Raw genomic sequence first — 21308 nt, forward strand, 5'->3', positions numbered from 1 at the left:
ACGGACGGCCGTCAGGCGTACCGGTAGACGGCGCTGTGGTCCTCCATCGACTGCGGTGTCACGCCCCACGGGGGCATCTCCTCGTTGCGGGCGATGATCCGGCCGTGCTGGGAGTTCCCGAGGCCCGGCGGGCGCTCGGGCAGATAGCGGGCGCCGCGGTGCCGCTGCTGCCAGCGCGACCACTGCAGGTCGACGAAGGCGTGGTGCAGCCAGAACACGGGATCGTTGACGGAGGCGCCGCCCAGCATGTGGCCGCCGACCCAGCGGTGGACGCGGTTGTGGTTGGCCCAGGCCGCGTTGCCGGACCCGCGCCCCCACCCCTCCAGCTTGTTGCGGAAGCCGCGCGTGGACGTGGAGTTCCAGGGCGACGTGTCGTAGACGGGGTCCTCCAGGGCGGTGTTCAGGTCACGTGCCGTGGGCAGTTGGAGTGGCTGCCGCGGCCGGCCGAACTCCCGTGTGAGGAACTTCCCGTCCGTCACCCCCTCCCTGATGGTCCACTTGCCCTGCGCGTAGGCGAACGGCCCGGTCATCACCTGGCGGTCGGAGCGCCGCCCGTCGCCGCCGAGCAGGTCCTTGGTCCACGGAGAGGACGTCGGCGTACGGTCCCGTGTCCAGTCCCAGTAGGGCACGCTCACCGACGGGTCCACCCGACGCAGCGCACCCTCCAGCTCCAGCAGGAAGCGGCGGTGCCAGGGCAGGAAGGACGGCGTCATGTGGGCCGCGCGCAGTCCGTCGTCGCCGTCCGCGACGTAGTAGTCGACGTGCGTGCGCACGAACTCGTCGTACTCGCCGCGGCGTTTGACCTCCAGCATCGCGGAGACGAATCGGCGCCGCTCCGCGCCGGTCAGCGTGCTGACGTCCTTACGCGTGTACACCATGGTGGTGGCCGCCCCCTTCCGTACCGCTGCCGTGCGTGGTGCTTCCGCCCCCGCGGTGCCGCCCGGCGCCCATCCCGTCCGTGCCCGGCATGCCGTCCATGCCGTCCATGGACCGCAGGTGTTCGGCGGGGTCCAGTTCGTCGACGGCGGCGCGCGCGGCCTCCAGCGCCGTCGGGTACGACACGTAGTGGTCCACCATGCTCAGGTAGCCGCCGTCCGCGCGGCGCATCAGGTGCAGGGGCCCGCCGTCCACCGTGACCAGCCACGCTCCGCCGGAGAACGCGACCCGGCCGTCCGAGCCGGCCCTTTTGCCGAGCAGATGCCGGCCGCGGTACACCTCGTCGAAGGAGAGGTCGTCGGAGCGGGCCGGGCGCGAGGACCGTGAGGCGGCGACGACCGGGGCCAGTGCCATGGTGACGGCCGAGACCAGCAGTCCCCGCGTCACACCGCGCCGGGTCACCGCCACCGTGCCCGCCACGCGTTCCGCGCCCCGGCCCGGCACCCGCACCACCGGTGCGCGGCTCGGTCCGCGTCCCCGTAATCTGCTCGACACCCAGCTGACGAACATGCTTGTCTCCTCCACGGATTGAGGCGGATGCATCGTCTTCAGCAGGGTTCAACGACGGCGGCCCCCGATGGTTCGGGCGGCGGACCCGGGCCGGACTCCCGGGACCGCGCCCGCGCGGGTGTCAGGCGCCGGAGCCCGTCTCCACGTTCGCCCCGGGGACGGTCTGCAGCAGCGGCGTGAGTACGGCGGCCTGCGGCAGCTTCGCGTCGGGGAGACCGAAGTGGTCGCCGTTCGGGGCGCCGAGCGGGGCCTCCAGCGACACCCCGGGGGTCAGCGCCCTCAGGTCGGCGGCGGGCGCCGAGACCCCGAGGTGGTCGAAGCCCTCTCCCAGGATGTGCGGAAGGGGCGCCCGCAGGTCCGCGCCGGGCAGCCCGCCGGCGAGCGGGAGCTGGGGCAGCGCGTGGTCGGGCAGCATCCGGCCCTCGACGTACCGGGGCCCCTCGGGTGAGCCGGGCACCGGCACCGGCAGCTCACCCGCGATGTGGGGCGTCCGCAGGTTGAGGGCCTGCTCGACGCCGTTGAGCGGCACGGGGATGGGGACCGTGCCCGCCGCGACGGCGGGGGTCGCGGCGGCGGCACCCACCACCACCGCCACCCCGGTCATGACGGCGGCGAGAGTTCCTCGTGTGGTCGGCTTCATCTCAGGTACGGTCCCTTTCAGGATTCGATGGCTCTGCGTCCGTACCGCGTAACGATGCCGGGAACGCCATCAGCGAAAGATTCCCCCGACGGACGCAATAGTCGTCCGATACGAATGATCAGCTCGTCCAGAAATCCCACCAGCGGGTCAGGATCAGCATGCCGATGACACCGATATGCAGAACCGGAACGACCCAGGTGAATTCGGCGAGAAACGCCTTCAGCCATTTCGGCGCCGGCAGGAAATCATTTCGTACGTTGAACGACGTGACGTACCAGAACATGATGATCGTCGCGACCCACGCCAGACAGCACCAGAGGCACAGCGAGTTGATCCGGTAGAACGACTGGAACTGGAGCCAGGTGCAGAATCCGACGCCGAAGAGCATTCCGGCGTCGAGGATCAGCCAGTACCAGCGCGGGAACGCGGCCCGGGCGAACAGGCTCACGCCGACACATGTGACCACGGCGTACGTCACCAGGCCCAGCATCGGGTTGGGGAACCCGAAGGCCGAGGCCTGGTCGCTCTTCATGATGTTGCCGCAGGACACGACCGGGTTCAGGCTGCACCCGGGAACGAAGCTGGGATCCTCGAGCAGCTTGAACTTGTCGATCGTGATGACCCACGCGGCGAGCAGACCCGCCGCGCCCGTGATCACCAGCAGCAGGGCGAGGGCGCGGCTGCTGCCCACGGACCGACCGCGCGCACCGCTGCCCGCGGCGCCGTCCCCCGGCCCTGCGGCGGCCGTCATCAGCCGCGCAGGCTGCGCGCGGGCAGCAGCACGTGCGCCGCGCTGAGCAGGGTGTCCTCGTCGCCGGCGAAGGCCGTCAGGTCCTCCGGCGCGACGGGCTCGCCGGGCCGGCCGACAGGCCAGGCGCTGGTGGCGAACAGGAAGTAGGCGTACCCGCGTTCACCCACCGCCGCGAGCCACTCCGGCGGGGCGACGCACTGGGCGTTGAGGTGGGGCATCCTGACGACGGCCTGGCCGCCCTCGACGAGCAGGGTGAGCGGCAGGCTCGGGTGCTTGGACCCGTCGATGAGGGTGTCGCCCACCGGGATCCCGTTGTCGGTCAGCAGCTGCCGGATGGCGGCGGCGGACCCGTCCGGGCCGCCCTCGCCGTCGCCCAGGGAGTAGGCGAGGAGATAGGGCATGTCGCCGTCGGGGGCTTCACCGCTGAATGCCATGACGGCGAGCGTGCCGAGATCGGCGACCCGAAGAGGGCTCATTTGACTTGAGGTTGAGGTCACCGCGGAACCTTATCGGCGCATCCGTTCGGGCCCCTTGCCGATCTCACCCGCCCGGGCGATGACCGGCGGCGCGACCACACGAACGAGGGACCCCACTCGAACAGCGCGAAGGACCGATTCCACGGCTGCGGAATCGGTCCTTTCGGCGCATCGGCCGTACGACGTCAGCCGTTGACGCAGGTGTTTCCGAACGCCGGGTTCAGCACGCCGATGACGTCGACGGTGTTGCCGCAGACGTTGACCGGAACGTGCACGGGGACCTGAATGACGTTTCCGGAGGCGACGCCCGGGGACTTGACCGCCGCGCCCTCGGCACCGGAGTCGGCGACAGCGCTGCCCGCGGCGGCACCGGCGGCCATTCCGGCGGTGGCGATAATCAGCGCGGCCTTCTTGGCAGAGTTCATCGTCAGCCCTTTCCTCGGAGATTTGCGACGAGCCTAAGGAAATGCCCGCGAGCGTCGGGGAAAGACACGCGACGCATTCGATCGACTACTTCTGAAGGGGAAGTCCGCCGAGCAGCTGCGAGGGGCCGCCGACCGTGTTGAGCGCCTTCGTCGTACCGCTCACCGTGCTGAGCAGAGAGTTCTTGTTCTCGGTGTCGAGCGCGTTCGACTGGTGCTGCAGGGGCATGGCGTCCTGCACGCTGAGCGAACGCTGGCTGGTGATGGTCTCCAGGGCGCCGTTGAGGCTGGAGGGCGTGAGGCCGGAGGCTCCGGCGGCGAACGCGGGTGCGGCGGCACCGGCGACGGCCAGGGACCCGGCGACTACAGCGGCGGCCTTGAGGGACTTCATCGTGTTCCTTTCTTCGGCGACTCATGTCACCAGAGGGAATTCCTCTTCGACCTTGCTAACGAGCCCCGAACCCGACGGAAACCCCGCGTGCAGAAAATTCCTGCACCCACCCGAATGACCGGCGTGTCGCATTCTCATATAAGAGTCGGGGGCCGAGGTGCGCAAACACGAAGCCGGCCGCCGCGCCGCCCCTCGGAGGGGGCGGCACGGCGGCCGGTGGGCGGTGATGCCCGGTTCGCGCGGCGGACCGTCAGGAGACCGGCAGCGAACCCGTCGGGAGGGCGCTGGTCGGCAGCGCCGGAAGGGCCGGGAGACCCGGCAGGTTCGGCGCCGGCAGGCCGCCGCCGAGAACGGTGGCGACGACGAAGTTGACGAGGCCGGTCACCACGGCGGTGGCCGCGGGGACGACCGACGCGGCGTCGCCCGACGTGACCGCCTTGACCAGCGAGTCGACGGCGGTCTGCAGGGCCGTCAGCGCGTCGGCCTTGACGTCCGCGGCCGCGAGCGCCCGCGGACGCTCGGCACCCTTGGCCACCGGGGGCACGGCCGGGAGCGCGACGGGCGGGACGGCGGGGACGGCGGCCGGCGGCGCGACCGGAGCCGCGGCGGCGACCTTGGCGATGGCGTCCTTCGCGGCCTGGCCGAGTGTCGTCGCCTGGTCGGCGGGAAGCTGGCCGTTGTCCGCCTTGAGCGCGGCGTCGACCAGGGCGGTGACCGGGGCCAGGACACCGCCTATGTCGGCCAGGGTCTTGGTCTGCGCCAGAAGCGCGTCCGCGCCGGGTACGGGCGCCGCCGCATGGCTGTGGCCACGCGACAGGTCGCTGTCGGCGGCCATCGAGGCCGGTGCGGCGATCCCGATCAGAAGCGTGGCACAGAGTGCGGAGGTGGCGATGCGCCGGACGGGCAGAGCACGCATGGATGTTCCCTTCGGTGGTGCGTCGGATCTTGACTCCACCGTGCGAGCAGCAATCGCTCTCTGCAACTGTTCGAATGCCCTGCGTAACTGACCGGCGCCCCTACCACCGCTATCGCCGCAGGTGAGGAGCCATGCCGAACCCCGACGCCGGCGTCCCCCGTTCGGGGCAACGCGAACCGGCCGCCCTCCCGTTGGGGAGGACGGCCGGCAGAAGGATCCGCGCGGAGACGTCAGCCGTTGACGCAGGTGTTGCCGAACGCGGGGTTCAGCAGGCCGATGACGTTCACGGTGTTGCCGCAGACGTTGACCGGGATGTGGACGGGAACCTGCAGGACGTTGCCCGACAGGACGCCCGGGGAGTGGGCGGCCGCACCGTGCGCTCCGCTGTCGGCGGCGGCGATGCCGGCGGTGCCGGCCACGGCGGCGGCGGCAACGGAGGTCAGGGCCAGGCCCTTAGCGATACGCGACATGGAGAAATGCTCCTTGGAAGTCGACACAACATCCGGGCGGGTTGCCCGGCTCTGCATTCAACGCGCGGCGGCCACGCTGGTTGTGGCTCCAAAGGGGTGATCTCGCAAACGGTCGGGCTTCACGAATCCGACACACATCCCAGGTTTCACCCATAAATACGGACAAGAGCTAGAGTCGGCAGCCTCCCGAGTGCGTCTGTGCCCAGACGCCGACAGGCGCCGGAAGAGGGACGGGGAGCGGCGCGCACCGAACCGATCCGCAGATGTCCGTCTCTCCGCTGGTCCAGAACCTTTTCCCCGAAAGGGCACCGCCGGTCATGCCTATTTCTCCGGGTCTGCTGCTGCGCCGTGCGATGGTGGGCTGCTCGGCCCTCGCCACCCTGTGGGCGCCGGCCGCCGCCGCGACCGCCGCCGGACCCGCCACGGAGGCGGAGAGTCTGGCCTTCACGCAGCGGTACCACGCACTCCAGCACGGCGGGATCGTGCGGGCCGCGAACTCCTCGATCAGCTGCCGGAGTTCCGCGAAGGCCAAGCACTCCGAGACCCCCGCCAGGACCTCCGGCCCCAAGGGCCGGACGGCGACACCCCGCGTATCCCACGCCGCGCCGACCGCGTGCTCCACCGCCCGCGCGGGCGGCCGGGCCGCCAACGGCCAGTTCGACATGTCCTACATCGACGTCGACAAGGACCCGAACACCTACAACTCCAGTCGCTCCGAGGTCCGTCTGCCCAAGGGGGCGCACGTCTCGTACGCGCGCCTGTACTGGGGCGGCAACCTTCGCGTCGGCGAGCAGAAGCCGCCGAAGGACAACGGCCGGGTGCTGATCGCCGAGCCCGGCGGCCAGTACAAGGAGCTGCTCGCGGACAGCGTGGTCGGGCACCGGGTGGCGCACGGGGCCGACGCGTTCCAGGCCTCGGCGGACGTCACCCGGCTGGTGAGGGCGAGCGGCGCGGGACTGTGGACCGTGGCCCAGGTCAACGTCGCCAAGGGCAGGACGGCCGCCGGCGCGTGGGGCGGCTGGACGCTGATGGTGGCGTACGAGAAGAAGGCGGAGCCGCTCAGGCATCTGTCCGTGTGGGACGGCTTCGGGACGCTGGGCCCGGACGAGGAGCGGTCCGTGCCGCTGGGCCCGATGTCGGTCCCCGGGACCGTGAGGGGCCGGGTGGGCCTGGTCGCCTACAACGGCGACCGCGGGAGTACGGGTGACTCGCTCGCCCTTTCGACCGGTCCCGGCGCGCCGACCGTGCTGAGCGACTCCGCCAACCCTCGTGACGATGTGCTGAATTCGACCATCAGCGACCCCGGACCTGCGGTGACGAAGCGGGTGCCCGCGTACTCGAACACGCTCGGTTACGACTCGGATGTTCTCGAATTCGGCAAGGGGATCCGTTCCGGGGGTGACCAGTTGGCCTTCCGGATCGTTTCGCACCGGGACGCGGCCTGGGTCGGGGCACTGTTCGCCGCCGTCGACGCGAAGCAGTGACGCGCGCCCCGGCGCGCCGCCCGTGAGCAAGGAACCGCGCATGTATCTGTCAACCGACCCTCCGCCGCGTGTCCTTCATGTCACGCAGCCGGTCGACGGCGGCGTCGCCCGGGTGGTCGCCGACCTCGTCCGGGCGCAACTGGCCGCCGGAACCCGGGTGACCGTCGCCTGCCCGGACGGCAACGCCTTCGCCCGGGAGGTGCGGGAGCTCGGCGCCGACGTGCGGCCCTGGCAGGCGACGCGCGCGCCGGGGCGGCTGCTGCCGCAGGAGGTGCGCCGGCTCGGGCGGGTGCTGGCGCGGGTGCGGCCCGACGTGGTGCACGCGCACAGCGCGAAGGCGGGTCTCGCGGCCCGGCTCGCCCTGCGCGGACGGGTGCCGACCGTGTTCCAGCCGCACGCCTGGTCGTTCGAGGCGGTCGACGGCACCGCGGCCGCGCTGGCGCTCCGGTGGGAGCGGTGGGGGGCACGTTGGGCCTCCCGGGTGGTGTGCGTGAGCGACGCGGAGCGCGCGACCGGCGTGCACGCCGGAGTGCGCGCCCAGTGGCGGGTGATCCCGAACGGGGTCGACCCGGAGCGCTTCCGCCCCGCGCCCGCGGACGTCGTCCGCGCGGGTCTCCCCCAGCTCGCCGGGGTCGACCCGGCCGCCCCGCTGGTGGTGTGCGTGGGGCGGCTGTGCCGGCAGAAGGGGCAGGACGTCCTGCTTCAGGCGTGGGACGCCGTGCCGCGCCGGGTCCCCGGGGCCCGGCTGGTACTCGTCGGGGACGGCCCGGACGCCGCCCGGCTGCGGGCCGAAGCACCACGGGACGTGCTGTTCGCCGGCGCCGCCGACGATGCCGTGCCCTGGTACCAGGCCGCCGATCTCGTGGTCCTGCCGTCCCGTTGGGAGGGCATGGCGCTCGCCCCGCTGGAGGCCATGGCCTGTGGCCGCCCGGTCGTGATGACGGACGTGGACGGCGCCCGGGAGAGCCTCCCGGCCGGCCACGACCCCCGCTGCCTGGTCCCCGCGCGGGAGCCGGAACCGCTCGCCGAGTCGATCGGCGCACTGCTGTCCGAACCGGAGCTGCGCGCATCGCTCGGTCACCAGGGGCGCCGCCATGTACTGACCACGCACGACGTGCGCCTCACGGCCGACGCGGTCGCGGGGGTGTACCGCGAACTGCTGGCCGGCGTACCGGCGCAGCACGCCGGGAGCGCCACGTGCGGGGACCACACCGAGTGCAGGGAGTCCATCCACTCGTGACTGCGGAAAGCACCGTTCCCTCCCCCGGCGGACAGCCACGGGAGTACGGATTCTCGCCCGTCTCGGTCATCCCTCCACGCGGGGCCGACGGCGGCTTCAGATTTCCGGCCGGCCGGCGGACCGCGGCCCGGAGTGCCGCCTGGGTGCCGCTGGTCGCCGTGGACGCCGTCGCGGCCATGGCGACCGGCCAGGCGCTCACCGGGAGCCGGCACCCGCTGTTCGTCGTCGGACTGCTGGTCGGTGTGGTCGCTCTGAACGCGCGGGCGTCGCTGTACCGTCCGGCGCCCGTCCCGGTCCTGCTGGACGAACTGCCCACCCTGTGCGCGCGGATCGTGGTCACCTGGTGCACCCTCGCCGCGCTGGTCGCCGCGTTCGTCCCGGACGCCGCGCTCTCCGCGCGGACGCTCGCCCTGGGCTGCGCGGCACAGTCGGCGATCAGCTGCGCGGGCCGCGGCACGGTGCACTGGCGCCGCCGCCGGGCCCTCGTGCTGCGCCCCGGCGCGGCCCTGGTCGTCGGCCCCGCCGCGACGGCTCAGCGTGTGGCGGCGGCCTTCCATCGCCACCCGAACTGCGGGGTCAGGCCGGTCGGTGTCGTCGCCGACCAGCCGGCCGGCGTCGAGGGCCTGCCGGTCCTGACGACCGGTGAGGAGGTGCAGCGGGCCCTCATCCAGAACGGCGTGCGGTCCGTGCTCGTGGTGGAGCCCGCCGCCGCACGCGCGCCGATGCTGCGGGCGTTGGCGGAGGCGGGCTGCGAGCTGTGGGAGGTCGACGCGGACTCCCCGTCGTACGAGCGGGACGGGCGGCACACGCTGGCCGGCTTCGCCTGCCGCAGGCTCTCCATGACGCTGCGCCGTTCGAGCGTCGGCAAGCGGCTGCTGGACGTCGCCGTCTCCGGAACCCTCCTGCTTATGGTCAGTCCGCTGCTGCTGCTGTGCGCGGTGGTCCTGCGGCTCAGCGACGGACCGGGCGTGGTCTTCCGTCAGGAGCGCATCGGCAAGGACGGCCGGCCCTTCACCCTGCTGAAGTTCCGCACGCACCGCCCGGTCGACGCGCACGAGGCGGCGACCCGCTGGAGCGTGGCCAACGAGCTGAAGATGAGCCCGTTCTGCCACTTCCTGCGGCGCACCTCGCTGGACGAGCTGCTCCAGCTGTGGAACGTCTTCTGGGGCGACATGAGCCTGGTCGGGCCACGCCCCGAACGCCCGTACTTCGTCGCCAAGTTCAGCCAGACGTACCCCGGATACGCCGCGCGGCACCGGATGCGGACCGGCATCACCGGGCTCGCCCAGGTGCACGGGCTGCGCGGCGACACCTCGATCGAGGACCGCTGCCGGTTCGACAACGCCTACATCGACAACTGGTCGCTGTGGCAGGACATCTGCATCCTGCTGCGCACGGCCGCCGCGCTCGTCCGTCCGACGGGAAGCTGAGCCGATGAGCGACGCCTCGCACGTCACCCCCCTGGGCAGCGTGATCTCCGTCCTGCGGCGCGCGCTGCCGGTGCTGCCGGTCGTCGTCGTGATCGCCCTGCTCGGACTGCCGATCGCGCCGGGCGGCGAGGGCGGCGCGAACATCGCGGACGCCATGTCCGGTGTGGTCGTGGTGAGTTGTGCGATCCGTCTCGTGCGGGCCCGCCTGCGGCCGCTGTCCGCGACCGCCGCGCTCGTCCTCGGGCTCCCCGTGGTCGGCATCGCGGTCGCGGCCGCCGGGGCGGCGGACCCGGGAGCCGGCATCACCGGCCTCGCCCGCTACCTCCAGATCTTCGTGCTGGTCCCCGCCGCCGTCCTGCTCTCGGTGCGCGACCGGCGCGACTTCCGGCTGCTGGCCTGGTCGTTCGTCGGCCTGGCGCTGTGGCAGGGGGCGGTCGGCGTGCAGCAGTACGTCACCGGGACCGGCGCCTCGTACCAGGGCGAGGACGTACGCGCGGTCGGCACCTTCGGGCCGACGGACGTGATGGGGATGGCGACGGTCGTCGCGTTCGGGCTGGTGTGCGCGGTGGCGCTGGCCCTCGGGACGAGCGCGGCCCGACAGCGCGCGGTCGCCCTGGCGTGCGCGCTGGCCCTGCTGCTGCCGCTCGCCCTGTCGTTCAGCCGGGGTGCCTGGATCGCCACGACCGTGGCCTGCGGAGGGCAGCTGGTCCTCGCGGGTCTGCGGCGTGCGGCCAAGGTGGGCGCGGTGGTTCTCGCCACCGGGGTGATCCTGGTGGGCGGCCTCGGCGTCGGCACCGCGATGCTCCAGGAGCGCATCGCGAGCATCACCCAGGTCACGGACGCGCCGGACCAGTCGGTAGTCGACCGCTACACGATGTGGGCCGCCGCCACCGACATGTGGAGCGAACACCCCCTCACCGGCGTCGGGTTGAAGGGATTTCCCGACAACCGTGACGGCCACGCCTCGCTCGCGCTCTCGGCGGGCAGCGACATCGCGGGCGCGGGCGCGGCCTTCCACAAGCAGGCTCTGCTCTCGCCGCACAACATGTACCTCCTCGTCCTCAGCGAGCAGGGCCTCATCGGGCTGCTCTCGCTGGTCGGCAGCTGGCTCGCGCTGCTGGTGTGCGCGCTGCGCGGGCTCGTCCGGGTACGCCGCACGCACCCGGGAACCCCGTCCACCGGGGCCCGGATCCCGGCGGGCACGGACTGCGCGCTCGTCGCGTGCGGGCTGCTCGTCTGGCAGTTGACCGACTTCGTGTACGCGGACATCGGCGGCCCCTCCACGGTGCTGACCGCCGTCGTGTTCGGCCTCATCGGCTGGTGGGCGCTGGTCGACCCGGCGACCCCGGCAGGCCCGGAGGCCACGGTCGTGACCCCCTCCGTACCCGAGGAGGCCACGGCGCGATGACGGTCACGCCGCCCAGGGCGGGGGAAGACGCGGACACGGACGCGAACGAGGGCGCGAACACGGGGGTGGCGGCGGGCACGAGGGGCGAGAGCGCCCCGCCGGTCACGGACATCGAGCCGGACGACGGACCGGCCGTCGGAAGGGAGGCCGCCCGTCTGGCGGCCACCGGGACCGCCACCGGGACGGCGGCGGATTTCTCGACGGTCGCGGCACTCGCCGCAGCCCCTGAACCGGGCACGCCCGCAAGCGTGGGCACAGCCACGGAACCGGTGCCGGCTGTCCTGTGGGGCGGTCCCGGCGGTCCGACCTCAGCGGTCAGCGGAACCGGCATCGGGATCGGGGCCGGGATCGGGACCGTGACCGGGACCGGGACCGGGGACACGACGGGCAGCGGCCCCGGCAGCGACAGCAACAGCAACAGCAACAGCAACAGCAACAGCAACAGCCGAGCCTCCGCGGAACAGGCGGAACGGCCAGTCAGCGACACCTCGCCAGGCAACCCGTACGGAAGCGGCGGACGGTCCGCCGGCGCCGCGCCCACCGCGGAACCCCTTTCCCTCCCCACCGCCCGCACCGGTCCGCCGTCCTCCACCGGACCCGGCGGACCCGCTGGACCCGGTGGCAACGCCGAGTCCCCGAGCGCCGGGAAGGAGGAGGGCCGCTCCGAAGCGGCCGTCTCCAACCGGTTCCTCGCCAAGGCCGCGCTCGTCACCATCGCGCTCTCGATCGCCGGAGCCGTCCTCGGCCTCGGCCGGGACCAGGCGCTCGCCCACCTGTTCGGAGCCGGATCGGACACGGACGCGTTCCTGGTCGCGTGGACGGTCCCGGAGTTCGCGGCGACGCTGCTGATCGAGGACGGACTGGCCTTCGTGCTGGTCCCGTTGTTCAGCGTGGCCGTCGCCCGGCGTGCGCGGGGGGACGCGGGAGATCCCGTACGGGCCCTGGTCGCCGCCACGCTGCCGCGGCTGACGCTCGCCTTCGCCGCGGTCGGCGCGGTGCTGATCGCCGGAGCCCCCTACCTCGTCGAGGCGCTCGCGCCCGGCCTGCCCGACCCCCGGCTCGCGGTGAACTGCACCCGGCTGACCGCGACCTGCGTGTTCTCCTTCGGACTGGCCGGCTACTGCAGCGCGGCCCTGCGGGCGCACCGCCGGTTCGTCGCTCCGGCGGCGATCTACGTGGCGTACAACGCAGGGATCATCGCGGCGATGTTCGTGCTCGGCAGCCGCTGGGGCGTGCGGTCGGCAGCCCTCGGCGTCGCGGTCGGCGGCGCCCTGATGGTGGTGGCGCAGCTCCCCTCGGTGGGGCGGCAGCTGCGGCGCAAGGAGTCGGCCGGCGAGCTCCTGGAGGGCGAGCCGGCGCGCCCGATGGATCTGACGCTCGTCAGCACGGTGCTGCTCTTCGCGCTCTGCCGGCAGTCCCAGGTCCTCGTCGAACGCTTCCTGGCCTCCTCGCTGCCCGCCGGGGCCATCTCGCATCTGAACTACGCGCAGAAGGTGGCGCAGATGCCGATGGTCCTCTCCCTGATGCTGTGCACGGTCACCTTCCCGGTGGTCGCTCAGGCGATCGCCGAGGGGGACACGGAGCGGGCCCGTGACCGGGTGGAGCGCGATCTGGCGCTGGTGTCCTGCACGGTGCTGCTGGGCGCGGCGGCGGTCGTCGCGTGTGCCCCGCAGATCATCCAGCTGCTGTTCCAGCGGGGCGCGTTCACCGCCGCGGACACGGCCGCCACGGCATCGGTCATGCGCGTGTACGCGCTCGGGCTGCTCGGCCACACCCTGGTCGGCGCGCTCGTGCGGTCGTACTTCTCCTCGGGCCGCCCCACCTGGTACCCGCTGTTCGCGATGACCGCCGGGATCATCGCGACCTCCTGGATCGGCGTCCTGGCCGTCGGCCCGTGGGGGGTGTGCGGCATCGCCGCCGCCAACGCCACCGGCATCACCCTCAGCGCCGTGCTCCTGCTGTACGGCACGGGTCCGCGCAGTGTGCCGATCCGCACCCGCCGGGTGCTGACCGAGATCGGCAAACCGCTGCGGGCCGCGCTGGTCGCCGCGGTGGCCGGGGGTCTGTGCGCGAGCCGCCCGGACTCCCCGCTCCTCGGCCTCGTCCTCGGCGGCACGGTCGTGACCGTCGTCTTCGCCCTGCTGGCCTGGATCCTCCGGGTCGAGGGGTTCGCACCCGCACTCCGTTCCGTGACACGAAGGGTTCCGCATGCCCGTTTCCGCTGACAGCAGCAGACGTACCGGCACGAACTCCCTCGACGCACCGCCCTGGGTGGCGATGTACCACTCCGTCGGGGACTGCTCCGACGACCCGTACCGCATCACGGTCTCCCCGGACCGCCTCGACCAGCAGCTGAGCTGGCTGCGCCGCCGCGGACTGCGCGGGGTGGGGATGACCGACCTGCTCGCCGCCCGCGCCCGCGGCGAGGGCCGTGACCTGGTGGGCCTCACCTTCGACGACGGGTACGCGGACTTCGTCGACGCGGCGCTCCCCCTCCTGCACCGGTACGGCTTCGGCGCCACCCTCTTCGTGCTGCCCGGGCGGCTCGGCGGCGACAACGGCTGGGATCCGCTGGGCCCCCGCAAGCAACTGCTGTCCAAGCAGGGCATCCGGCTCGCCGCCGCCTCCGAGGGCGTCGAGGTCGGCTCGCACGGGCTGACCCACGTCGACCTGACGAAGGCCGACGACACGGTGCTGCAGGCCGAGGTCGTGGAGAGCAGAGCGGTGCTCTCGGAGTTGATCGGTGCTCCGGTCGAGGGCTTCTGCTACCCCTACGGGACCATCGACGAGCGGGTCGTCGAGGCGGTCCGCGACGCCGGCTACGGCTACGGGTGCGCGATCGACCCCGGACCGCTGACCGGCCCGCACGCCCTTCCCCGCGTGCACGTCGGCGAGAACGACACTCCCGTACGCCTGCTCCTGAAGCACAAGCTGCACCGTCTGCGACGGCGCCCCGTCGAGGGGGTCTGATGAAGGCGCTGCACATCATCACCGGTCTCGGGGTGGGCGGCGCCGAGCAGCAACTGCGGCTGCTGCTGCGCCACCTTCCCGTCGAGTGCGACGTCGTGACGCTCACGAACCCGGGTGCCGTCGCCGCCGGACTCACCGACGACGGTGTGCGCGTGATCGACCTCGGCATGGCCGGCAACCGTGACCTCGGGGCGCTCCCCCGGCTGGTGAAGGTGATCCGCGCGGGTCGCTACGACCTCGTGCACACCCACCTCTACCGGGCCTGCGTCTACGGCAGGCTCGCCGCACGGCTGGCCGGGGTGAAGGCCGTCGTGGCCACCGAACACTCCCTCGGCGACTCCCAGATGGAGGGGCGCCGGCTCAGTTCCGGCGTCCGCGCCCTCTACCTGGCCAGTGAGCGGCTCGGCCGCTCCACCGTCGCCGTGTCCCCCACGGTCGCCGGCCGGCTGCGCCGCTGGGGCGTGCCCGGGCCGCGCATCGAGGTCGTGCCGAACGGCGTCGACGTCGACCGCTTCCGCTTCGACCCGGTGCTGCGCGAACGCACCCGCCGCAGGCTCGGGCTGCCGGAGGGCGCGTACGTCGTCGGCGGGGTCGGGCGGCTCGCGGCGGGCAAGCGGTTCGACGTCCTGATCCGGGCGCTGGCCGAACTGCCCGGCGACTGCTGGCTGCTGCTCGTCGGCGGCGGCACGGAGGAGAGCGTGCTGCGGCGGGCCGCGCACGAGGCCGGGGTCGCGGACCGGGTGCTGTTCACCGGCGAGCGCCCCACCGGGGGCTCCCCCGGCGCCGACCTGCCGTCGCTGATAGGGGCCATGGACGTCCTCGCCTCGCCCAGCCCCGAGGAGGCGTTCGGGCTGGCCGTGGTGGAGGCGATGGCGGCCGGACTGCCGGTGCTGTACGTCTCCTGCCCGGCCGTCGAGGACCTGCCGCCCGAAGCGGCCCGCGGCGCCGTGCGGGTCGGGGGCGACCCGGACTCGTTCGTCCGCGCCCTGGCCCGCGTCCGTACGGAGGGCCCGGCCCCCCGCGCGGCCGCGGACGCCGCCCACCACTACTGCATCACCCGCAGCGCCGCACAGCTCATGGACGTGTACGCGGCCGCTGTCTCGCGCACCTGAACTGGAGTGAGTTCCTCATGTCCGAAAACCTCACCAGGGGCCACCGTTCCGCCGGAACGCGCCTCGCCCGGGCGAAGACCATGCCGCCGTGGTCGCTGCTCGCCGCCGGAGCCGTGCTCGGCGGACTGCTCGGCGGCGCGTACGGCGTGGTGAAGACCCCGACCTACACGGCGACGAGCTATGTCATCGCCGTGCCGACCGACAAGGGCGACCCGTCGGCCGCGCTCGGCTTCGCCCAGGCGTACGGCCGGGTCGCGACCCAGCTCGCGGTCCTCGGCGACGCGCAGGTCTGGGCCGGTGTTCCCGTCAAGACACTGCAGGCGGACGTGCGGACGGCGACCTCCCCGGACGCCCCGATGGTCGCCGTCTCGGCCACCTCCTCGCGCCCCGACCGCGCCGCCGACATGGCCAACGCGGTCACGCGCTCGCTGACCCAGCACGCCAACGACAGCCAGAAGGACACGCACGTCCAGCTGCTGTCGTTCTCCCGCGCGGTGAAGCCGGCCTCGGCGTCCTCCGCGTCGCCGACGGTGACCGGTCTGGTCGGCGCGAGCGCGGGCGGTCTGCTCGGCGGTCTCGTGCTGCTGGTCCGCCCCCGCCGGTCCACCGACGCGGCCGGGCCGGCCTCCGTGCCGAGCCCCGCCATCGCCGCCGATGTGCACGGAGCGCTGTGACCGAGACGCTCCGGACCGATGTACGGAGGACCGCGCGAGCGGAACTCATCACCGACGAGCGGGAGTTCGCGGCACTGGCGGCCGCCTGGGACCGCCTGTACCGGCGGTGCGGCGCCGTCACCGCGTTCCAGAGCCACGCCTGGCTGCACTCGTGGTGGCTGTCGTACGGGACACCCGGCCGGCTGCGTCTGGTGGTCGTCCGCGAGGACGGTGAGCTGCGGGCGGTCGCACCCCTGATGCTGGTCCGCCGCCCCCTGCCCGCCCTCGTTCCGCTCGGCGGGGCCATCTCCGACTACGCGGACGTGCTCCTCGACGACGAGCAGGCCGACCGGTGGGCCGCGACGCTCACCGAGGGCCTGTCGGCCGCCGCCCGCACCGCGCTGATCGACTTCCGCGAGGTCCGTCCCGGCGGAGCGGTGGAACGGATCTACGAGCGCTGGAGCGGCCCGCGCCGCCGGGTCGGCGACTCGCTGTGCCTGGAGCTGCCCGCCGCCTCCATGGAGGAACTGGTGGGCCGGCTGCCCTCGTCCAAGGCCCAGCGTGTCCGGGCGAAGCTGCGCAAGCTCACCGCGCTGGGGGTCGAGCAACGGGACGTCGGCCTCGACGAGGTGGACGCGGCGCTGCGCCGGCTCCTCGAACTGCACCAGCTGCAGTGGCAGGGCCGGAAGGTGACGACCGAGCACCTCCAGGAGCGGTTCGCCGAGCATCTGGTCCGCTCGGTGGTCCCGATGGTGCGCTCCGGGGACGCGGTGGTCACCGAGTTCCGCCTCGACGACATGGTGGTCGCCGTGGACCTCACGCTGCTGTCGCCCCGGCTGGCGGGCGGCTATCTGTACGGTGCCCATCCACGGCTGCGCGAACGCAAGGCGGACGTCGCGGTGATGCTCCTGAACGCGTGCTCCCGGCACACCGAGGCGGGCGTCCGCGGGACCCTGAGCCTGTTGCGCGGCGACGAACCGTACAAACGCCACTGGCGTCCGGAGCCGGTGGTCAACCAGCGCCTGCTCCTCGCCCGCCGGTTCACCGCGCCGCTGATGTCGGCGGTCGTCTGCGACGTCGCCGCGCGCCGGCGGGGCAAGGAGCTGCTGCGCAGTTGGAGGGAACGCGGTGGCGGCAGGCCCTGAACGACCCGCCGCCACCCGGGGTTCACCGGTCGCGCGACCACCAGTCGAAGCGCAGGCACAGCTTCCCGCCCATCCAGTACTCCACCCAGTCGCCCAGGTCCAGCGGCGAACAGTTCGGCGGGGGAAGGGGAACGGGCGTGACCGGCTTGGTCGGCTCGGGCTTGGGAGTGGGCTTCGGCGTCGGCTCGGGACTCGGCTCGGTCGTCGGCGGGTCCGTCGGATCGGTCAGGCCGGACAGCACGGAGCGGTAGACCTGGGACGCCTTCGGGTTGTCCTCGCACTGCCACACACCGTGCGGACAGTAGTCGGTGAGGGTGTTGTACAGCGGCTTGTGCTCGTCGATCCAGCCGAGCATGCGCTTCATGTACTCCGCGTTGTCGCCGTTGCGGAAAAGCCCCCATTCGGGATAGGAAATGGGCTTGCCGTGGGCTTTCGCGAAGTCGACCTGCTCCTGAAGCCCGTACGGCTCCTTCACCTGCTCGTCGAATGAGAGCCCCGACGGCTGGTCGTACGAATCCATGCCGATGATGTCGACCGTGTCGTCCCCGGGATAGCACTGTGTCCAGGGAACGCCGTCCCGGCCGCGGTTCGGGGCGAAATCGAACTTGAATTTCTGCCCCGGCACCGCGCGCATGGTGGTGACGATTCTGTTCCAGTACTTCTTCCAGGCCTCCGGGTCGGGACCGCAGCGATGGGTGTACGTGATGCCGTTCATCTCCCAGCCGAGCACGATGACGGTGTCCGGCACCTTCAGCTCGACAAGACGCTCGGCGAGCGCCCGGAAGTGGCTGTCGAACGCTCCGGAGGCGCCCTCGGCGAGCAGGCTCCGGACCTCGCTGTCGGAGACCCCGTCCTCGTTGCGTTCCATCATCGGGACGTTGAGGACGAGCATCCGGTCGGCCTGTTCGCGACGCCAGTCCGCCCAGGCGTCCAGGAAGCCGGGCGCGCCCTCGATGTTGCTCCAGCGGTCGCCGGGCAGATACGTGTGCCCGACGCGCAGCTCGGTCCCGCCCAGCCACTCGCTGAGCTGGGCGATCCGGGCGATACCCCTGGCGCCGTAGTCCAGGTAGGCGCCGAAGGCGGGCTGCTGGACGGCCGGTTGTGCGGTGGGCGTGGGTGTCGCGGCCGCCGCGGGCTTGCCGGACGCGGCGGGCGTGCCGACCGGTGGAACGACCGGGGGCGGGGTCTGCGCCCCGCCGGTGGTCGGGGAGGCCGCGGGCGGTGCCACCACCGTGGGTGTGGGAGCCGGCGGATCGCCGACCCGACCCACCCCGGCGCCCACGGCGTATCCCGGACCCGACGCGAGCGCGACCGACGTGACGATGCCGGCCGCGACGAACGCCAGCCTTCTGTTCCGGGGCCGATGCTGCTGTGGGGCCATGCCTGCTCCTCTCTCCCTCTTGTTTCTCGGATTTACATCTCCGATTACTGACACTCAGTCATACGAATACCCATTCCGCCAACCGAGGCCCCTGCCTTCGGACCTGATGATCACTCGCACGGGTGACCCACCCGTCCGCGCGTCCATCACGGAACCTTCCGGCCCTTTCCCGAGAACGCCCCCCGGAGCGTTCCCCACCTCTACAACGACCCCGTCGCCGATCCGAAGGAAAAGCCTGTGCAGATTCTCGACTCCCGGGTCCCCGCCGTTCTGCTGCGCATCGACCGGAACCCCTTTCACCACGGAACTCTGGGAGCCGTGCGCTCCCTCGGCAGAGCCGGTGTGGAGGTTCATGTCGTGGCCGACTCGGAGGGAAGTCCCGTCCGCAGATCGCGCTTCGTGTGCGAGATGCACCCCCCGCCGCCGCCGGGTTCGTCCACCGCGGACATCGCCGCGGTGTTGCGCCGAGTGGCCGCCCGGGTGTCCCGGCCGGCCGTGCTGGTCCCGATGGATGACGCGAGCGCGCTGGCGGTGGGCCGCATGGGCGAGGCCCTCGCCGAGGGGTACCTGCTGCCGCAGCAGCCCGGTGACCTCGCCGAACGTGTCGCCGACAAGGCCGAACTGGCCGCCGTCTGCGCGAGTGTGGGTGTCCCGCACCCGGTGACCCTGATCCCGGAGAGCCCGGCACAGGCCGCCGCCGCGGCCTGGCAGCTGGGGCTGCCGGTGATGGCCAAGTGGAGCCGCCCCTGGCTGATCCCGGCCGGGACCGGACTGCGCAGCACCGTCGTGGTCCGCTCGGCGCAGGAGGCGCAGGACCTCTATCTGCGCAGCGCGGAGGCGGGCAGCCCGCTGCTGCTCCAGGCGTTCCTGCCGCCGGGGCCCGACCGCGACTGGTTCTTCCACGGATACGTCGGCCGGTCCGGAGCGACGCACGGCGGTGGCGCCGGCCGCAAGCACCTGTCCTGGCCGCGCGGCGCGGGTCTCACGGCAGTCGGCCGCTGGACGCCCAACCCCGAGCTGCAGACGCTGGTCGAACGGCTCACCGGCGCGCTCGGCTACCGGGGCATCTTCGACCTCGACTTCCGCAGGGACGGCACGACGGGCCGCTACCACCTGCTCGACTTCAACCCCCGCCCCGGCGCGCAGTTCCGGCTCTTCGAGGACGGCGGCGGCCTGGACGTCGTCCGCGCCCTGCACCTGGATCTGACCCACCGTCCGCTGCCCGATCCGGTCCCGCTCCCGGGCCGAGCGTTCGTCGTGGAGAACTACGCTCCGCTCGGCGCCCTGCGGCCCCGCGCCGGGGGACGCGAACTCGCCTGGCACGCACCGGACGATCCCGCTCCGGGCCGGGCGATGTGGAGCCTGTGGACCCGGCACGTGCCGCGCCGTCTGACCCAGCGCGCCGGCCGTCTGCTCTGCGGACCGGCCACGCCCCGGGAGACCGAGGACGCGACGGCGGGTGGCACGGAGCGGGAGCCGTCGGCGGTGACCGACGCGCTCGAGGAGATCGCGCTCCCCGTGGGCGGGCCGGTCGCCCCGGGACCGGACCCGACGGTCGTCCGTCCGCGCGGCGAAGCGGTCCCCCGGGCCGAGGCCGGAACCGTCCCTCTGCCCGCTCCACCCGCCCCGTCGGCCGACCCTCCGGCCGGCCCCCTTGCCGACGACGAGAAAGCGAGCAGCCGCTGATGTACGACCTCCTGGTGGTGGGAGCCGGACCCTACGGCCTGTCCATCGCGTCCCACGCCGCGGCTGCCGGGCTGAGCCTGCGAGTCTTCGGCCGCCCCATGGCCTCCTGGCGTGACCACATGCCCGGCGGCATGTTCCTGAAGTCGGAGCCCTGGGCGTCGAACCTCTCCGACCCGGAGGGCCGCTGGCGCCTGGAGACGTACTGCGCCGGCCGCGGCGTGACCGCCCGGCACGGCGAACCGATCCCGGTCGGGATGTTCGCCTCGTACGGCCTGTGGTTCGCCCGCAACGCCGTTCCCCATGTCGACGAACGCACGGTCGTCCGTGTGCGGACCTGCCCCGGCGGGTTCGAGGCCCTGGTCGACGACGGTGAGGTGCTGCGCGCCCGGACGGTCGCCCTGGCCGTCGGCGTCATGCCCTTCGTCGAGATGCCTTCCGTGCTGCGTGACCTCGGTCCCGAGCAGGCGTCGCACAGCAGCCACCACGGCGACCTCTCCCGTTTCCGGGACCGCGACGTCACGGTGATCGGAGGCGGCCAGGCCGCGCTGGAGACGGCGGCACTGCTCGCCGAACAGGGCACCCGCGTCAGGGTGCTGGCCCGCGCGGGCCGGCTGAACTGGAACGACGTGCCGCCGGTCCGGGACCGGCCGTGGTGGCGGGCGGCCCGTGCCCCGCACAGCGGTCTCGGCTGCGGCTGGCGCAACTGGTTCTACGCCGAGCGCCCCGGCCTCTTCCGGCGGCTCCCGGAACCCACCCGGACCCGGATCGCGGCCACCGCGCTGGGGCCCGCGGGCGCCTGGTGGGTGCGCGACCGCGTCGAGCCCGCCGTCGAGCTGATGCTGGGTCATGAGGTGACGTCGGCCTACGCGTCGGGGATCGGCCTGCGCGTCGAGACGGTCGACGCGGACGGGACGCCGACCTGTCTGGAGACCGACCACGTCATCGCGGCCACCGGCTTCCGGGGCCGGCGCGACCGGCTCGGCCTGCTCGCCGACGAACTGCGCGCGAGCGTCACGGCCCTGCCCGACGGTTCCCCGGCCGTCGGCCGGGACTTCGAGTCCTCGGTGCCGGGGCTGTTCATGGCGGGCCTGGTCACCGCGTCAGCCTTCGGACCCGCCATGCGGTTCGTGCACGGCGCCGGCTTCACCGCGGACACCCTCGTACGGGGTGTGGGGCGCCGGCTGCGCACGGGGCCGGTCGGCGCACGGGTTCCCGCGCCCGCGTCACGCCAGCCGAGGGGATCGGACGAGGGCCTCGGCGCGCGGAACTGACCTGACGGGCCCGGGG

The 21308-nt window shown here is 72.9% G+C and carries 21 protein-coding genes; 11 read left to right on the forward strand and 10 right to left on the reverse strand.

Annotation, left to right across the window (positions count from 1 at the left end):
• Positions 1-11: 11 nt before the first annotated feature.
• From ABZT74_RS09245 to chpG, 9 genes are all read right to left on the reverse strand, one after another.
• On the reverse strand, positions 12-878 hold the full coding sequence (locus ABZT74_RS09245) for a tyrosinase family protein (protein ID WP_356172021.1): 867 nt from the start codon (positions 876-878) through the stop codon (positions 12-14).
• Positions 862-1446: a tyrosinase family oxidase copper chaperone gene (locus ABZT74_RS09250; RefSeq protein WP_356433866.1), complete on the reverse strand. Its 585-nt coding sequence runs from the start codon at positions 1444-1446 to the stop codon at positions 862-864. Before ABZT74_RS09250 ends, ABZT74_RS09245 begins: the two co-directional genes overlap by 17 nt.
• Before the next feature lie 121 nt (positions 1447-1567).
• Positions 1568-2086 carry a hypothetical protein gene (locus ABZT74_RS09255; RefSeq protein WP_356433868.1) on the reverse strand — a complete coding sequence of 173 codons (519 nt, stop codon included), beginning with the start codon at positions 2084-2086 and terminating at the stop codon, positions 1568-1570.
• A 118-nt stretch (positions 2087-2204) separates the two neighbouring features.
• The gene (locus ABZT74_RS09260) at positions 2205-2837 is read right to left on the reverse strand and encodes a vitamin K epoxide reductase family protein (protein WP_356433870.1); all 633 of its coding nucleotides are present in this window, start codon (positions 2835-2837) and stop codon (positions 2205-2207) included.
• Positions 2837-3334 (reverse strand): DUF5949 family protein, encoded by a 498-nt coding sequence (locus ABZT74_RS09265; RefSeq protein ID WP_355863241.1) that lies wholly within the window; start codon positions 3332-3334, stop codon positions 2837-2839. The genes ABZT74_RS09260 and ABZT74_RS09265 overlap by 1 nt, the downstream gene beginning before the upstream one ends.
• 164 nt (positions 3335-3498) lie before the next feature.
• A complete protein-coding gene (locus ABZT74_RS09270) occupies positions 3499-3738 on the reverse strand; it encodes a chaplin (RefSeq protein WP_356172013.1) in 240 nt (79 codons plus the stop codon).
• 85 nt (positions 3739-3823) lie between these two features.
• Positions 3824-4126, reverse strand: coding sequence for a hypothetical protein (locus ABZT74_RS09275; RefSeq protein ID WP_356433872.1), 303 nt, complete (start codon positions 4124-4126; stop codon positions 3824-3826).
• A gap of 250 nt (positions 4127-4376) precedes the next feature.
• Complete coding sequence (locus ABZT74_RS09280) at positions 4377-5042, reverse strand: hypothetical protein (RefSeq protein WP_356172007.1); 666 nt, start codon at positions 5040-5042, stop codon at positions 4377-4379.
• Positions 5043-5272: 230 nt separating this feature from the next.
• Positions 5273-5512 carry a chaplin ChpG gene (gene chpG / locus ABZT74_RS09285; protein WP_339129423.1) on the reverse strand — a complete coding sequence of 80 codons (240 nt, stop codon included), beginning with the start codon at positions 5510-5512 and terminating at the stop codon, positions 5273-5275.
• Between the two features lie 317 nt (positions 5513-5829).
• On the opposite strand from chpG, the gene ABZT74_RS09290 reads away from it, so the two are divergent.
• The 9 genes from ABZT74_RS09290 (at position 5830) to ABZT74_RS09330 (ending at position 16954) form a co-directional block, all read left to right on the forward strand.
• The gene (locus tag ABZT74_RS09290; RefSeq protein WP_356433874.1) at positions 5830-6996 is read left to right on the forward strand and encodes a DUF3344 domain-containing protein; all 1167 of its coding nucleotides are present in this window, start codon (positions 5830-5832) and stop codon (positions 6994-6996) included.
• A 40-nt stretch (positions 6997-7036) separates the two neighbouring features.
• Entirely contained in the window at positions 7037-8236 is a 1200-nt protein-coding gene (locus ABZT74_RS09295) for a glycosyltransferase (RefSeq protein ID WP_356172001.1), read from the forward strand.
• Positions 8233-9666 (forward strand): exopolysaccharide biosynthesis polyprenyl glycosylphosphotransferase, encoded by a 1434-nt coding sequence (locus tag ABZT74_RS09300; protein WP_356433876.1) that lies wholly within the window; start codon positions 8233-8235, stop codon positions 9664-9666. Before ABZT74_RS09295 ends, ABZT74_RS09300 begins: the two co-directional genes overlap by 4 nt.
• 4 nt (positions 9667-9670) lie before the next feature.
• Positions 9671-11074 (forward strand): O-antigen ligase family protein, encoded by a 1404-nt coding sequence (locus ABZT74_RS09305; RefSeq protein WP_356433878.1) that lies wholly within the window; start codon positions 9671-9673, stop codon positions 11072-11074.
• Between the two features lie 281 nt (positions 11075-11355).
• Positions 11356-13299: a lipid II flippase MurJ gene (locus ABZT74_RS09310; RefSeq protein ID WP_356434074.1), complete on the forward strand. Its 1944-nt coding sequence runs from the start codon at positions 11356-11358 to the stop codon at positions 13297-13299.
• 52 nt (positions 13300-13351) lie between these two features.
• Complete coding sequence (locus ABZT74_RS09315; protein ID WP_356434076.1) at positions 13352-14044, forward strand: polysaccharide deacetylase family protein; 693 nt, start codon at positions 13352-13354, stop codon at positions 14042-14044.
• Positions 14044-15156: a glycosyltransferase gene (locus ABZT74_RS09320; protein WP_356433880.1), complete on the forward strand. Its 1113-nt coding sequence runs from the start codon at positions 14044-14046 to the stop codon at positions 15154-15156. Before ABZT74_RS09315 ends, ABZT74_RS09320 begins: the two co-directional genes overlap by 1 nt.
• Before the next feature lie 17 nt (positions 15157-15173).
• Positions 15174-15830, forward strand: coding sequence for a lipopolysaccharide biosynthesis protein (locus ABZT74_RS09325; RefSeq protein ID WP_356171984.1), 657 nt, complete (start codon positions 15174-15176; stop codon positions 15828-15830).
• The gene (locus ABZT74_RS09330) at positions 15827-16954 is read left to right on the forward strand and encodes a GNAT family N-acetyltransferase (protein WP_356171983.1); all 1128 of its coding nucleotides are present in this window, start codon (positions 15827-15829) and stop codon (positions 16952-16954) included. Before ABZT74_RS09325 ends, ABZT74_RS09330 begins: the two co-directional genes overlap by 4 nt.
• Before the next feature lie 22 nt (positions 16955-16976).
• Here ABZT74_RS09330 and ABZT74_RS09335 read toward each other — a convergent pair whose 3' ends face one another.
• Positions 16977-18335 carry a glycosyl hydrolase gene (locus tag ABZT74_RS09335; RefSeq protein ID WP_356171981.1) on the reverse strand — a complete coding sequence of 453 codons (1359 nt, stop codon included), beginning with the start codon at positions 18333-18335 and terminating at the stop codon, positions 16977-16979.
• A gap of 237 nt (positions 18336-18572) precedes the next feature.
• Here ABZT74_RS09335 and ABZT74_RS09340 point away from each other — a divergent pair, with 237 nt between their 5' ends.
• Together ABZT74_RS09340 and ABZT74_RS09345 are read left to right on the forward strand one after the other, a co-directional pair.
• Positions 18573-20021: an ATP-grasp domain-containing protein gene (locus tag ABZT74_RS09340; RefSeq protein WP_356171978.1), complete on the forward strand. Its 1449-nt coding sequence runs from the start codon at positions 18573-18575 to the stop codon at positions 20019-20021.
• The gene (locus ABZT74_RS09345; RefSeq protein WP_356171975.1) at positions 20021-21292 is read left to right on the forward strand and encodes an FAD-dependent oxidoreductase; all 1272 of its coding nucleotides are present in this window, start codon (positions 20021-20023) and stop codon (positions 21290-21292) included. Before ABZT74_RS09340 ends, ABZT74_RS09345 begins: the two co-directional genes overlap by 1 nt.
• Positions 21293-21308 lie beyond the last annotated feature (16 nt).

Origin of the sequence: Streptomyces sp. NPDC005302 (assembly GCF_040607345.1) — a bacterium.
Taxonomy (GTDB): domain Bacteria; phylum Actinomycetota; class Actinomycetes; order Streptomycetales; family Streptomycetaceae; genus Streptomyces.